This window comes from Nocardioides cremeus (assembly GCF_030518195.1).
Taxonomy (GTDB): Bacteria; Actinomycetota; Actinomycetes; order Propionibacteriales; family Nocardioidaceae; genus Nocardioides; species Nocardioides cremeus.
The window spans coordinates 1-13,217 of sequence record NZ_JAULSC010000010.1; the positions used below are offsets into that span (position 1 = coordinate 1).

13 protein-coding genes and 1 pseudogene are annotated in these 13,217 nt (G+C 69.5%); 12 read left to right on the forward strand and 2 right to left on the reverse strand.

The window, feature by feature from the left end:
* Nucleotides 1–248: 248 nt before the first annotated feature.
* From QWJ41_RS11395 to QWJ41_RS11405, 3 genes and pseudogenes are all read left to right on the forward strand, one after another.
* Nucleotides 249–416: pseudogene (locus QWJ41_RS11395) on the forward strand (IS481 family transposase); the annotation flags it as partial.
* A 65-nt stretch (nt 417–481) separates the two neighbouring features.
* The gene (locus QWJ41_RS11400; protein WP_302708311.1) at nt 482–676 is read left to right on the forward strand and encodes an NAD-dependent epimerase/dehydratase family protein; all 195 of its coding nucleotides are present in this window, start codon (nt 482–484) and stop codon (nt 674–676) included.
* Nucleotides 677–896: 220 nt separating this feature from the next.
* A complete protein-coding gene (locus tag QWJ41_RS11405) occupies nt 897–1,163 on the forward strand; it encodes a Rossmann-fold NAD(P)-binding domain-containing protein (RefSeq protein WP_302708312.1) in 267 nt (88 codons plus the stop codon).
* Nucleotides 1,164–1,199: 36 nt separating this feature from the next.
* On the opposite strand, the gene QWJ41_RS11410 is transcribed toward QWJ41_RS11405, so the two are convergent.
* Nucleotides 1,200–2,657, reverse strand: a complete 1,458-nt coding sequence (locus tag QWJ41_RS11410) for a sugar transferase (RefSeq protein ID WP_302708313.1) — start codon at nt 2,655–2,657, stop codon at nt 1,200–1,202.
* Nucleotides 2,658–2,868: 211 nt separating this feature from the next.
* Between QWJ41_RS11410 and QWJ41_RS11415 the strand changes: the two genes are divergently transcribed.
* The 6 genes from QWJ41_RS11415 to QWJ41_RS11440 all read left to right on the forward strand — a co-directional run bounded on the left by QWJ41_RS11415 (nt 2,869) and on the right by QWJ41_RS11440 (nt 9,854).
* A complete protein-coding gene (locus QWJ41_RS11415) occupies nt 2,869–3,639 on the forward strand; it encodes an enoyl-CoA hydratase-related protein (RefSeq protein WP_302708315.1) in 771 nt (256 codons plus the stop codon).
* 109 nt (nt 3,640–3,748) lie between these two features.
* A complete protein-coding gene (locus QWJ41_RS11420; protein ID WP_193670692.1) occupies nt 3,749–4,438 on the forward strand; it encodes a dihydrofolate reductase family protein in 690 nt (229 codons plus the stop codon).
* Between the two features lie 67 nt (nt 4,439–4,505).
* On the forward strand, nt 4,506–7,124 hold the full coding sequence (locus QWJ41_RS11425) for a reprolysin-like metallopeptidase (RefSeq protein WP_302708317.1): 2,619 nt from the start codon (nt 4,506–4,508) through the stop codon (nt 7,122–7,124).
* Nucleotides 7,125–7,234: 110 nt separating this feature from the next.
* On the forward strand, nt 7,235–8,284 hold the full coding sequence (gene gmd / locus QWJ41_RS11430) for a GDP-mannose 4,6-dehydratase (RefSeq protein ID WP_302708319.1): 1,050 nt from the start codon (nt 7,235–7,237) through the stop codon (nt 8,282–8,284).
* Nucleotides 8,285–8,294: 10 nt separating this feature from the next.
* Nucleotides 8,295–9,251 (forward strand): GDP-L-fucose synthase family protein, encoded by a 957-nt coding sequence (locus QWJ41_RS11435; protein ID WP_302708321.1) that lies wholly within the window; start codon nt 8,295–8,297, stop codon nt 9,249–9,251.
* Nucleotides 9,252–9,275: 24 nt separating this feature from the next.
* Nucleotides 9,276–9,854: a rhomboid family intramembrane serine protease gene (locus QWJ41_RS11440; protein ID WP_302708323.1), complete on the forward strand. Its 579-nt coding sequence runs from the start codon at nt 9,276–9,278 to the stop codon at nt 9,852–9,854.
* 34 nt (nt 9,855–9,888) lie between these two features.
* Here QWJ41_RS11440 and QWJ41_RS11445 read toward each other — a convergent pair whose 3' ends face one another.
* Nucleotides 9,889–10,194 (reverse strand): hypothetical protein, encoded by a 306-nt coding sequence (locus QWJ41_RS11445; protein WP_302708325.1) that lies wholly within the window; start codon nt 10,192–10,194, stop codon nt 9,889–9,891.
* A gap of 77 nt (nt 10,195–10,271) precedes the next feature.
* On the opposite strand from QWJ41_RS11445, the gene QWJ41_RS11450 reads away from it, so the two are divergent.
* From QWJ41_RS11450 to QWJ41_RS11460, 3 genes are all read left to right on the forward strand, one after another.
* A complete protein-coding gene (locus QWJ41_RS11450; RefSeq protein WP_302708327.1) occupies nt 10,272–10,859 on the forward strand; it encodes a class III extradiol ring-cleavage dioxygenase family protein in 588 nt (195 codons plus the stop codon).
* 273 nt (nt 10,860–11,132) lie between these two features.
* A complete protein-coding gene (locus tag QWJ41_RS11455; protein ID WP_302708329.1) occupies nt 11,133–12,095 on the forward strand; it encodes a glucosyl-3-phosphoglycerate synthase in 963 nt (320 codons plus the stop codon).
* A 37-nt stretch (nt 12,096–12,132) separates the two neighbouring features.
* Nucleotides 12,133–13,206, forward strand: coding sequence for an ATP-binding protein (locus QWJ41_RS11460; protein ID WP_302708331.1), 1,074 nt, complete (start codon nt 12,133–12,135; stop codon nt 13,204–13,206).
* The last annotated feature ends 11 nt before the right edge of the window (nt 13,207–13,217 follow it).

The following is a 13,217-nucleotide window of genomic DNA, read 5'->3' on the forward strand; positions in this document are numbered from 1 at the left end:
CAACGCGACGACGCCCAGAGCAAGGGCCAAGTCGCTAGACAGAAGATCTTCGACGGCCTCCTCGAGCGCCTCGACCACGACGCGTCATGACACGGGCCTTGACACGATCACCTGCATAAGTACAACAACCGCAGGCTCCACTCGACCCTCGGCAACATCCCGCCCGTCGAGTACGAGCAAGCCCACTACGCTGCTCTCAACCGAGAGCCGCACCCCGTAGAGGAACGGCCGAGAACCTCGGGCGCTTCACCATGCTCGAGGGATGGGCCTACGCCCAGCCCTACCTGTCCGAGTCAGAACGCGCCGCAGCCTTCCCCGGCTTCCGCCACCCCTGCAATCACCACCGAGGCCACACCTTACTGGCCGGCAAGACCCCCGCAGACCGCGTACCCAACCTCCGTGGGGAGAACACCTAGACCGGACGGCGCCGACGTACGTCGCGAGTCGCCGTGGACTTGTCGGGTCGGCCATCTGGCGGCGCATGGAGCGGGACGGCTTCGCGTCGCTGATCGGGCGGAAATCGTCCGAGTTGGACCTACGGGGCCGCGACGCGGTCTTCGCGTTCTTCGACGACGCGCGACCGCGCCATGTCGTCCTGGCGGCTGCCACGGTCGGCGGCATCCTGGCGAACAGCACGTACCCCGTGGACTTCCTCTCCGAGAATCTGCGCATCTAGACCAACATCATGGACGCTGCCCTTGCAGTCGGCGTCGAGCGGCTGCTGTTCCTAGCCTCGTCGTGCATCTCCGAAGTTGGCGGAGCAGCCGATCACGGAGGACTCCCTGCTCACTGGCCACCTCGAGCCTTCGAACGATGGCTACGCGATCGCCAAGATCGCAGGCATCCTCGCGGTGCAGGCCGTCCGGTGACAGCACGGCCTGCCGTGGATCTCGGCGATGCCGACCAACCTGGACGGGCCGGGCGCCCCGACCGGCAGCCACGTGTTGCCGGCGCTGATCCGTCGATACGACGTGACCCAAGTCAGGTTGGACGGTGCCACCGAGTGGGACACGTCCAAGCCCGATGGCACCCCGCAAGAGCTGCTCGACGTCACCACGCTGCGTCAGGCCGGGTGGGAAGCGCGCATCGGCCTACGAGAGGGACTCGAGTTGACGGTGGAGTGGTATCGCGACAACGCCGACCGGCTTCGCGAGGCCGGCTGAATGGTGATCGTCTGAACGAGAAGAGGCCGCTCGACTTCAGTAGGCGCCGCGGCTGCTGAGCACCGCGCCGAGCGTCTTAGCGAGGATCGAAATATCCTGAAGCATGGACCAATTGTCGACATAGTAGAGGTCGAGCCGAATGGCTTCTTCGGCCGTGAGGTCGTTCCGTCCCGAGACCTGCCACAGGCCGGTCATGCCGGGCCGCACGTGCAGGCGACGACTCATCGAGTCGTCATATAGAGCGACTTCGCGAGCGACCTGCGGGCGGGGACCGATGAGGCTCATGTGACCAAGCAGCACGTTGAACAACTGAGGAAGCTCGTCGACAGAAAGGCGACGCATCCAGCGACCCGGCGGGGTGATGCGAGGGTCGTCCTTCATTTTGAACAGCAGAGCTGATTGCCCCTGCTGCTCTTGCAGTTCGGCCACCATCGACTCGGCGTTCTGCACCATGGTGCGGAACTTGAAGCATTGGAACTCTCGCCCGTCCTTGCCGATGCGCGTCTGCTTGAAGAAGATCGGCCCACGATCATGCAACTTGACCTGAGTGGCGGCCAGCAAGAAGACCGGTGAGAAGGCGAGGATCAGCCCCAGCGAACCGAGGGAGTCGAACAGGCGCTTGCCCCAGCGCGACGCGTCGGTCCACGTGGGAGGCTCGATGTGCATGAGCGGAAGGCCGCCGACGGGCCGAATCCTGATGCGCTCGTTGGAGATGTCGGTGACGCTCGGGGCGATGACGACCTGAATCGACTCGTGCTCCAGGTCCCAGACGGCCTGTCGGAACTGTGAGGACGACCCGACGGCGCCGCCGGTGAAGAAGATCGAATCAGCGCTGTAGGCCTTGGCCAGCGTCGTCGCCTCATTGGCGTTGCCTACCACCGGCAGCCCGGTGGCTGTCTCTTCGCTGAGGTCGTACTCCGGGGTCAAGGCCCCGATCACCTCGTAGCCGAGCCAGGGCTCGCGGGCCAGCACCCGAGCGACCTCGTCGATGTGGGAACGGGAGCCGGCGATCAGGACCCGCTGACGAAGCAGGCCGCGCCGCCTGGCGCTATGCAGCGCCCGTCTCAGGGCGAAGCGACCGAAAAGCAGGGCAGGAACGCCCAGCCCGTAGGCGAGGATGAAGAAGCCGCGGGAGAGCTCGAACTTGACCAGATAGCTGCCGACGCCGGTGACCCCGGCCGCCAGCAGGCTTGCGTTGAGCACGCGTCGGTACTCGTCGGTCCCTGCGCCGAAGACGTCGCGGTGGTAGGCGCCGAGTATCGCCAGCATGGCGATCCATCCGGCGATCATCAGGGGACCGGCAACCGCAAGTTGGCTTTCAACCTGGGCGGACGACGCAAAGACGTCGAGCTCGCGACGGCCCACGATGGCGACCAGTCCGACGACGGCTACCAACAGTGCGTCGATAAGCAGCGCCGAAGCCGGCAGGTATCGCAGCAGGCGGTGCGGGGAAGCCGAGGTCAGAGTCTGAGTGTTCTCGGACGTGGTGGTCACACAGGCTCCCCATGGTGCTGTTGCCGTCACCGGTCGAGACTGGCCGGGACCTGGCGGACTTTACCGTGAGGTGCGGGCGCGTTGCATATCTTCGTCGTGAACGGGATGTAAATCCCACAGGTCGCTCATGGATGCAACAAGTCTCACCCGCCCGTGGCCGCGACCTGGACTCTGGCTGGTCACGACCGGACGGCGCCGTACGCTCACCGCCGTGAGCGAGGAGACCCCCGACCTGCAGGTGACCCGCACCGACGGAGTGGTGGAGGTGACCTTCGATCGGCCGCATCGCCACAACGCCTTCACCCGCGACATGTACGCGGCGCTCAAGGAGCTCTGCGCCGAGCTGCGCGAGAGCCCGGACGTGCGGGTGCTGGTCCTGCGTGGCGCCGGGGGCCGCGCGTTCGCGGCCGGCAACGAGATCTCCGACTTCCTCGAGCAGGACCCGGTCGCCTACGAGGACTGGATCCGCGAGCTGCTCGAGGCGCTCTTCGCGCTGCCCCAGGTGACGATCGCCGCGATCGACGGGGTCTGCGTCGGTGGGGGACTGGCCGTGGCCACGCACTGCGACCTGCGGATCGCCTCGGCGGGCTCCCGGTTCGGCTACCCGATCGCCCGCACCCTCGGCAACGCGCTGGCCGCCTCCATCGTCTACCGCTGCGCCACCGTCTTCGGCGAGCCGATCACCCGCGAGATGCTGCTGGCCTCGCGGCTCGTCGGCGCCGATCGGGCGTACGCGGTGGGGGCGCTGATGGCCGTGACCGAGAACCTGGACGCCGAGCTCGCCACCCTGCTCGAGGGGCTGCGTGCCGCCTCGCCGGTGACGCTGCGGGCTACCAAGGGCCAGCTGCTCGACCGAGCCCGCCGGCTCGAGGCCTCGCCCGCGGGCGACGCCGACCTGTTGCGCGAGGTCTACACGGGCATCGACTTCGCCGAGGGCGTGCGCGCGTTCCTGGCCAAGGAGAAGCCGGCCTTCGGCTCCTGATCCGAAGCGCGCACCCCACCCTGCGCGATGTGGCAAAGAAGCTGCCTGAGACAGTAAGGGCGCGTCGACGCGCCGGTCGGCGTGCAGCCCTGGGGGATGGAGTAGGCCCATGCGAGTCCTGATCGGTGCTCAGAGCAACGACGACGTCAGTGACGACGACCTGACGAACCTCTACGCCGCGGAGGCGAGCGCGGCGAAGCCGTGGATGCGCTGCAACATGGTCAGCACCGTCGACGGCTCCGCCACCGGTGCAGCCGGTGACTCCGGTTCGATCAACAACGACGCCGACGGCCGGGTCTTCCGGGTGCTCCGCGGTCTCGCCGACGTGATCGTGGTGGGTGCCGGCACCGCCAAGGCCGAGGCCTACGGACCCGCCGACGTGCCGATCGTGCTGGTCAGCCGCAAGGCGCAGGTGCCCGAGTCGCTGCGCGACGCGCCCGCCGGCTCGGTCTACCTGGCCACCTGCTCGCGCTCCGACGGCGTCGACGCTGCCCGCGAGCTGCTCGGCGAGGAGCACGTGCTGACGCTGGGTTCGCACCGCGTCGACCTGGCGCTGCTGAAGAAGGAGCTCGCCGACCGCGGCTGGGTGCACCAGCTCTGCGAGGGCGGCCCGCACCTGCTGCGCGACCTGGTCTTCCAGGGCTGCGTCGACGAGCTGACCGCCACCACTGTGCCGCAGATCGTTGGCGGCGGTTATGGCCGGATCACCGAGGGCGCGCCGGTCGAGACCGAGCTCGACCTGACCCTTCTTCTGGAGGACCACGGCACGCTGCTCGGACGCTGGCGCGTCAAGAACTGATCAAGCACACTGACGATCGGCTCCGGACGGTCCTCGGGGGAGCCACCACCTCGACGAGACGGACCTCATGACTCGCTCCCGCCTGGCCGTGCTGGCCGCCACTGCGTTGGCCGCCGGCTTGTTGCCCGCACTCACCACCACCGGCTCCGCCGCTGCCGCGCCCACCACGCTGCGCTCCACGGCCGACGGTGACGACATCTTCTCGGTGCTGCCCGACTTCGAGCCCAGCGGCGACCGGGTGCGCGTCGAGGCCGAGGACTTCGCCGCCGTGCGGATCGACCTGCAGGCCGCACGGGCCGCGCTGACCAGCGCGCCCAAGCGGGCCGCCGCACGCGGCGAGGTCTTCGAGCTGCCCACGCCCGAGGGCGAGGCAGAGCGCTTCCGCGTGCACCGCACCACCGTGATGGAGCCGGCGCTGGCCGCCGCCCACCCCGAGCTGCGCAGCTACGCCGGGCAGTCGCTCGACACCCCCGGACGCAGCGTCGTGCTCGACGTGACCCCGCTGGGCCTGCACGCCTCGGTGCGCGGCCCGGGCGGTGACTACCTGGTCGACCCGGCGTACGACAAGGCCGGCACGACCGCCCACCTGAGCTACTACGCCAAGGACGCCGCCGCCCCGGTGCCCGACCTGCTCGAGCAGGAAGAGCCCCGCGAGATCGCGTCCCGCGTCGGCACCGACAACGCCGACCCCGAGGCCGGCGAGCTGGTCACCCGCCGGACCTACCGGATCGCGATCGCCAACGACCCGTCGTACGCGGACTACTTCGGCACCGACAACGTCCTGGCCGAGAAGTTCACGCTGATCAACCGGGTCAACCAAGTCTACAACGACGACCTCGGCATCCGGATGGTGCTCATCGACGGCACCGAGGACCTGAACTTCGACACCGCGGCCAAGGCGCAGGGTGCCGACGGCCCCTGCGGTTCCGCGCCCTGCTTCGACCCGCCGGTCGGCGACGACCCGGAGGCCGACGACTACGTGCCCGGGATGCTGGAGTTCTGCAGCCCCGGCGCGCTGGGGCGGATGCGCACCGTGCTCGGCCAGGTCGTGGGCGCCGACGCCTACGACGTGGGCCACCTGGTGCTCGGCGTCAACGGCGGCGGTGTCGCCTACCTCGGCGTCGTGGGTCAGGACTACTCCTCGGGCGGTTGCACGGGGCTGCCCGAGCCGCGCGGCGACTTCTTCGCCATCGACTACGTGGCCCACGAGATCGGCCACCAGTTCGCGGCCAACCACACCTTCAACGGCACCCAGGGCGCCTGTGGCGGCAACATCGCCGACGCCTCGGTCGAGCCCGGCTCCGGCTCCTCGGTGATGGCCTACGCCGGCATCTGCGGCACCGACGACCTGCAGCCGCACACCGACCCCTACTTCTCGCAGCTCACAGTCGAGGAGGTCACCTCGTTCGTGACCGAGCGGGTGCGCAGCGGCTACGAGGTGCAGACGGTCTCGCTGCGGGACTTCGACAGCCCGGGCGACAGCCTCGAGATCAGCTTCGGCGACGAGTCGCGCACCGTGACCCGTGGCGAGAACTACAACCGCGCCGGCGTCGAGGCGGCTGTCGAGGCCGTCACCGACGTGGACGTGCGGATCGCTCGTTGGGGCTACGACGCCTATGGCGACTTCAGCCAGGCCATCGCCAACCCCGGGGTGCCCAGCGAAGCCGGCTTCCAGGTGATCTTCAACGACGAGCTCGACCCCTACGGCAGCGGCAACGGCGAGCGCAAGAACTACACCTCGCTGGCCGTGACCGGCAGCGCGGGCGTGACCGCCTTCGTCGGCGAGACCGCCAAGGGTGGCCCTGCTGCCAACCGGGGCGACCAGATCGCGGTGACCGCCAACCACAAGCCGGTCGTCAAGGCCGGGCGCAACCGGGTCATCCCGGCACGCACCCCCTTCGAGCTCTCCGGACGGGCCACCGACGAGGACGGCGACGACCTGACCTTCCTGTGGGAGCAGGACAACACGGGCCTGGGCACCGCGCTTACCAGCAACCGCAAGATCTTCGGCCCGCTCTTCCGAGTGTTCAGCGACAACGCGGTCGTCACCAACGAGGCGGCGCTGCTCAGCCCCTCGCCCGGCCAGAACAGCGCCGACAGCAGCGCCAAGCGCAGCTTCCCCGACCTGCGCCAGGTGATGCGCGGCGCCACCAACGCCAAGACGGGCGCCTGCCCGACGCCTCGCATCGACACCGAGGAGGAGGAAGAGGCCAAGACCGTCATCGTCACCGACCGCGAGCTGGACTGCTTCTCGGAGTTCCTGCCCACCCGCGACTACCGCGGCACCGCGTCGGAGAACAACCACAAGCTGGTCTTCCGGCTCACCGCCCGCGACGGCTTCACCGAGGGCGGCGGCAGTTCCTACGACGACGTCAAGCTGCGGATGAAGAAGAAGGCCGGCCCGTTCCTGGTCAAGACCCAGGACGACGGCCGGGCCCTCCAGGGCGGCAAGAAGGTGCGCGTGGCCTGGGACGTCGCCCGCACCCGTTCGCTGGCCAAGAACGTGCGCGTCAAGCTCACCACCGACGGTGGCGAGACCTGGAGCAACGTCGCTCGCAAGACGAAGAACGACGGTGCTGTGCGGGTCCGGTTGCCGAAGGTCACCTCCGACGACGCGTGGTTCAAGATCGAGGCGCTCGGCAACGTCTTCTACGACACCAACGACGAGGCGTTCTCGATCAAGTAGGGGCCGCCAGTGACGGCCCTTACACATCGGCCCAGCGGCGCCATCACAAAGAGGAGTCGCGGCGAGGGACGCGATACCGTCGCGCCACCAACACAAAGCAAAGGATCACCATGCGGGCACTGATCACCGGCATCACCGGCCAGGACGGCTCCTACCTCGCCGAGCTCCTGCTGGGCAAGGGGTACGAGGTGCACGGCCTCATCCGCCGTGCCTCCACGTTCAACACCGGGCGCATCGACCACCTCTACCAGGACCCCCACGCCGAGGGCGCCAAGCTCTTCCTGCACTACGGCGACCTCTCCGACGGTGCTCGACTGGTGACGCTGCTGCACCAGATCAACCCCGACGAGGTCTACAACCTGGGCGCCCAGTCGCACGTGCGGGTGAGCTTCGACGAGCCCGAGCACACCGGCGACACCACCGGCATCGGCGCCATGCGCCTGCTGGAGGCGGTGCGCCTGGCCGGGGTCGACTGCAAGTACTACCAGGCGTCCAGCTCGGAGATGTTCGGCGCGACCCCGCCGCCGCAGAACGAGGAGACCCCGTTCTACCCCCGCTCGCCCTACGGGGCGGCGAAGGCCTACGCCTACTGGGTGACGCGGAACTACCGCGAGGGCTACGGGATGTACGCCACCAACGGCATCCTCTTCAACCACGAGTCGCCCCGTCGCGGCGAGACCTTCGTGACCCGCAAGATCACCCGGGCCGTGGCGCGCATCAAGGCCGGTCTCGACCAGCACGTCTACCTCGGCAACCTCGACGCGATCCGTGACTGGGGCTACGCGCCCGAGTACGTCGAGGGCATGTGGCGGATGCTGCAGGCCGACGAGCCCGACGACTTCGTCCTCGCGACCGGTGGCAACTTCACGGTGCGCGACTTCGTGGCCACCGCGTTCGAGCACGCGGGGATGGACTGGGAGAAGTACGTGCGTTTCGACGAGCGCTACCTGCGCCCCACCGAGGTCGACGCCCTGGTCGGCGATGCGTCGAAGGCGTACGAGAAGCTTGGCTGGAAGGCCGAGGTGCAGACCGACGAGCTGGCGCGCATCATGGTCGACGCCGACATCGAGGCGCTCGAGCACGAGGGTCGGCCCTGGTACGACAAGGTCGGCCTCCCCAACTGGCCGGTGGTGGGTGCTCCCGGGATCACCGGTGTCTGAGGCGACCATCGTGGGGCCCCTGGACCGAACCCGGCGGACCTACATCGCTGGCCACCGCGGGCTGGTGGGTTCGGCGATCTGGCGGCGCATGGAGCGTGCCGGTTTCGATTCGCTGGTCGGGCGTTCCTCGGCTGAACTCGACCTGCGCGACCGCAACGCCGTCTTCGAGTTCTTCGCCGCTGAGCGCCCGGAGTACGTGGTGCTGGCCGCGGCCAAGGTGGGCGGCATCCTGGCCAACAACACCTACCCGGTGGAGTTCCTCTCCGAGAACCTCCGCATCCAGACCAACGTCATGGACGCCGCACTGGAGGTCGGGGTCGAGCGGCTGCTGTTCCTGGGCTCGTCGTGCATCTACCCCAAGCACGCTGCCCAGCCCATCACCGAGGACTCGCTGCTGACCGGGCACCTGGAGCCGACCAACGACGCCTACGCCATCGCCAAGATCGCCGGCATCCTCGGCGTGCAGGCAGTGCGACGTCAGCACGGCCTGCCGTGGATCTCCGCGATGCCGACGAACCTCTACGGGCCAGGGGACAACTTCTCACCCACCGGCAGCCACGTGCTGCCCGCGCTGATCCGCCGCTACGACGAGGCTGTGCAGAGCGGAGCCGACACCGTCACCAACTGGGGCACCGGCTCCCCGCGCCGCGAGTTCCTCCACGTCGACGACATGGCGGACGCCTGCCTGTTCCTGCTCGACCACTACGACGGCCCCGACCAGGTCAACGTGGGCACCGGCCGGGACGTCACGATCAAGGAGATCGCCGAGACCATCGCCGCCGTGACGGGGTTCGAGGGTCGCACTGAATGGGACACCTCGAAGCCCGACGGGACGCCCCAGAAGCTCCTGGACGTCACGAAGCTCCGCAAGGCCGGCTGGGAGGCCCAGATCGGGCTGCGTGAGGGTCTCGAAGCCACCGTTCGCTGGTACCGCGAGAACGTCGATGCCGTCCGAGAGGCTGGCTGACCCTCGCCTGTCTAGGCTGGCTGCATGAGCAGCTCGACGGCGACTTCGAAGCGAAGCACGTGGCCCACCGCGGCTTTCGCAGCGGTGGGCTTCGTGGCTTTGCTGTGGGTCGTCGAGATCGCCGACCAGCTCACGCCCGGTGCCACGCTCGACGACAACGGCATCCGCCCGCGTACCGACGAGGGCCTCGTCGGGGTGCTGCTGGCACCCCTGCTGCACGGCGGCTGGCCGCACCTGGTCAGCAACTCTGGGCTCGCGCTGCTGCTGTTCTTCCTGGTGCTGGTTGGCGACGTGCGACGAGGTCTCCTGGCCACCGGCATCGTGTGGGTGGTGGCCGGCCTCGGCACGTGGCTGGTCGCCGGCTCCGGCACCAGTCACATCGGCGCCTCTGGGCTGGTCTTCGGGTGGTTGACCTACCTGGTCCTGCGTGGCTTCTTCGCCAGGCGGCCCGGGCAGATCGTGCTCGGCATCGTGCTGTTCCTGATGTACGGCTCGATCCTGTGGGGCGTGCTGCCTGGGCAACCCGGCATCTCCTGGCAGGGGCACCTCTTCGGTGCCATCGGTGGCGTGCTCGCGGCGCGGTTGACGGCCCGGCCTCGCTAGCTCTGTCTGTCGGCTGCCTGTCGGCTGCGCTTCCTCAGTCGGGGCGTGACATCCGGATGCCTTCGGCGACTGCTCCGACGGTCCCGGAGAAGATGCCGCCAGCGAGCAGGACCCCACCGAGCACCACGAGGGTGCCGTCGACGGCGCTGACCCACATGCCGAGGCCGGCCGCGACCAGGCCGAGGCCCAGCACGATGTAGAGCAGGGCGCCGACCTCCCACTCCTTAGTCGTGCCGGTGCTCCGCCAGTCGAGGTCGGTGTCGCCGCAGACCGGGCAGGTCTCGGCCTTGTCGGGTGCCTCGTGACCGCGGGAGCACTGCCAGGACCAGTTCGACGCCATGGGAGGACCTCAGTGGAGGTCGCGGCCCGGGTCAAGCGCATGCGGGGTGGGTCGGCCTGGCTATCGTCCTGGGTGTGATGAGCCCCGGGGTCAAGGTCGCGCTGGTGCCGGGGGTGCTGGCGCTGCTGCCGGCGTACGCGGGGCGGACCGATCCCATCGCTGAGCTGCGGGGTGCTTGTCTGGCTGCGGTCGAGTGGCTGGGGGAAGACGTCCTGGTCGTGGCTGATCCGCAGGGGAGGCGGGTGGCTGAGGCGCTGGGTGCGTCACCGGGTCTCGGCGACGGTCGTCGCCGGGGCTCCTCGCTGCTCGACCAACGGCGCGACGGTGGTTTCGAGACGGTTGCTAGCGCAACCTCCTCAACCGGCGTTGGTGCGTCGTCGGTGTTGGTGGTGGCGAACGGGTCGGCGCGGCGGTCGGAGAAGGCTCCGGGGCACCTCGATGAACGGGCGGCTGCGTACGACGCGGAGCTCGAGAAGGCGCTGCGAGCGGGGGACGTTGACGCGCTGCGTGCGCTCGACCCAAGTCTCGCTGAGGAATTGATGGTCGGGAATGTGGCTGGATTCGTGCGGCTCGGGGACCTGCTGACGCCGGGTCTGGCGCCCGAGGTGGACTACGCCGACGACCCGTTCGGAGTGCAATACTGGGTCATGCGCTGGAGCGCTTGAATTTTTTCCTCGGACCGGCCGAGTACCCATTCCTGGTGACGACCGGCGATGCGATTGGGTCGTTCCATGAGGGATGGACGCACGACGGTGGTGGTGGCATCGGTCTCGCACTCCTGACGAGGCCACTCTCGAAGAGCTCATCGAGCACTTCTGCGACCCACGCAAGGCTGCGAAGGCCGAGCGTCGGTGGGCACGGCATCGCCACCCTGGCGACGTCGCCCAGACCGGCGCCTGACGACAGCCCATTGGGCAGGTCCTGACTAGTCTCGCCGGGTGACCTCAAGCTCTCAGTCCCACATCGCCACCGCGCGGTGGGACGACTGGTCGCTGGCTGAACTCGTCGAGGCCAAGGGCGAGCACCGGGTCAGCCTGGTGGTGCCGGCGCGCAACGAGGAGGGCACCGTCGGGGAGGTGGTGGCCCGCACCCGTGAGGCGCTGATGGAGACCGTCGCGCTCGTCGACGAGCTGGTGGTCATCGACTCCGACTCCACCGACACCACCTTCGCCGTCGCCACCGACGCGGGCGCCTCGGTGCACCGCTCCCGGGAGGTGCGGCCCGACCTGGGCAGCCACCCCGGCAAGGGCGAGGCCATGTGGAAGTCGCTCTTCGTCACGACCGGCGACCTGATCGTCTTCATGGACGCCGACCTGCTCGACTGGGACACCCACTTCGTGCCCGGCCTGCTCGGCCCGCTGCTCACCCGCCCGCAGGTCTCGCTGGTCAAGGGCTTCTACGAGCGCCCAGGCGCCGACGGCCTGCAGGGCGGGCGGGTCACCGAGCTCGTCGCCCGGCCCTGGCTGGCGCTGCGCCACCCCGAGCTCGCCGGCCTGGTGCAGCCGCTGGCCGGGGAGTGGGCGGTGCGCCGCTCGCTCTTCGAGTCGCTGTCGGTGCCGACCGGGTACGCCGTCGAGCTCGCCGCCCTGGTCGACACCGCCCGGCTGCACGGCATCGAGGCCATCGCCCAGGTCGACCTCGGGCTGCGCTCGCACCACCAGCAGCCGCTGCTCGACCTCGGCGCGATGGCCACCCAGATCCTGGCGGCGATGCTGGCCCGTGAGCCGGGGGACGAGTCGTCTGCCGGCTCGCTGGGGGCCGAGGTGGCGCTGCGCCAGTTCCGCCCCGGTGAGGGCGGCGCCGAGCCGCTCGAGCGCGGCGTACCGACCCTCGAGCGGCCGCCGGCTCGACTTTTCACCCCCGGTCCTGCCGACTCCGCCCCGCACGAGCCGACTGCTTGAGAAGATGGCGCCGATGGGCGCGGGGGACGGTCACGCGGTGGCGACGAGCAGCGAGCTGCTGCGCGCGACCCTCGACGCGGTGCCCGACGCGGTCATCGTGGTCGGCGAGGACGGGGTGATCACCGCCGCCAACACCCAGGTCGAGCCGGTCTTCGGCTACCGGCCCAACGAGCTCGAGGGCCAGCGCATCGAGGTGCTGGTGCCGCCGCGGCTGCGCGCCACCCATCCCGGGCGGCGCAACGGCTACAGCCACCGGCCGATGGGGCTGCTGCAGCTGCCGGCGTACCGGCGCGACGGGGTGGAGTTCCCCGCCGAGATCTCGCTGGCCTCGGTGCCGTTCGGCGAGACCCGGCTCGCGGTCGCGACGGTGCGCGACATCACCGAGCGGCTGCGGCTCGAGGCGGAGGCCGACCGGCTGCGCGACGAGCTGCTGGCTACCGTCACCCACGAGCTGCGCACCCCGCTGACCTCGATCATCGGCTACGCCGAGCTGCTCGACGAGCTCGAGCACGACACGCTCAGCCCGCTGGGGCGCGACATGCTCGAGAAGGTCCGCGCCAACGCCGACCGCGAGCTGCGCCTGGTCACCGACCTGCTCACCCTCGCCGTCGGCAACCTCGACCAGATCCGGTTGCGGCTGCAGGACGTCGACGTGCTCGCGCTGGCCACCGAGGTCGTCACAGACCGACGTCGCGACGCACGTCGCAAGAGCGTGGCGCTGCACGTGGTCGGCGACGCCGACGCCCTGCCGACGGTGCGCGGCGACCGGCACCGGCTCACCCAGGTCGTCGACAACCTGGTCGCCAACGCCGTGAAGTTCACCCCCGCCGGCGGTCGCGTCGACGTGACCGTCAGCGCGCTCGCCGACTCGGTCGTCATCACGGTCGCCGACACCGGCTCGGGCATCGAGCCCGCGGAGCAGAAGAAGGTCTTCGAGCGGCTCTACCGCAGCCGCAGCGCCACGTCGGGCCAGGTGCCCGGCACCGGCCTGGGCCTCGCGCTCGTGCACGGCATCGTCGAGGCGCACCGCGGCAGCGTCGCCCTGACCAGCACCCCCGGCGAGGGCACCACCGTGACCGTGCAGCTGCCGCAGCGCCAGCCCGACGACTGAGACCGGCTCCG

Coding starts and splice junctions, on each gene's coding strand:
- QWJ41_RS11445 (WP_302708325.1), bottom strand. CDS start 10,194: ATGGCGTCGAACTGGTCCTGGCAGTGCTCCCGCGGTCACGAGGCACCC.
- QWJ41_RS11425 (WP_302708317.1), top strand. CDS start 4,506: ATGACTCGCTCCCGCCTGGCCGTGCTGGCCGCCACTGCGTTGGCCGCC.
- QWJ41_RS11450 (WP_302708327.1), top strand. CDS start 10,272: ATGAGCCCCGGGGTCAAGGTCGCGCTGGTGCCGGGGGTGCTGGCGCTG.
- QWJ41_RS11440 (WP_302708323.1), top strand. CDS start 9,276: ATGAGCAGCTCGACGGCGACTTCGAAGCGAAGCACGTGGCCCACCGCG.
- QWJ41_RS11420 (WP_193670692.1), top strand. CDS start 3,749: ATGCGAGTCCTGATCGGTGCTCAGAGCAACGACGACGTCAGTGACGAC.
- QWJ41_RS11400 (WP_302708311.1), top strand. CDS start 482: ATGGAGCGGGACGGCTTCGCGTCGCTGATCGGGCGGAAATCGTCCGAG.
- gmd (WP_302708319.1), top strand. CDS start 7,235: ATGCGGGCACTGATCACCGGCATCACCGGCCAGGACGGCTCCTACCTC.
- QWJ41_RS11405 (WP_302708312.1), top strand. CDS start 897: ATGCCGACCAACCTGGACGGGCCGGGCGCCCCGACCGGCAGCCACGTG.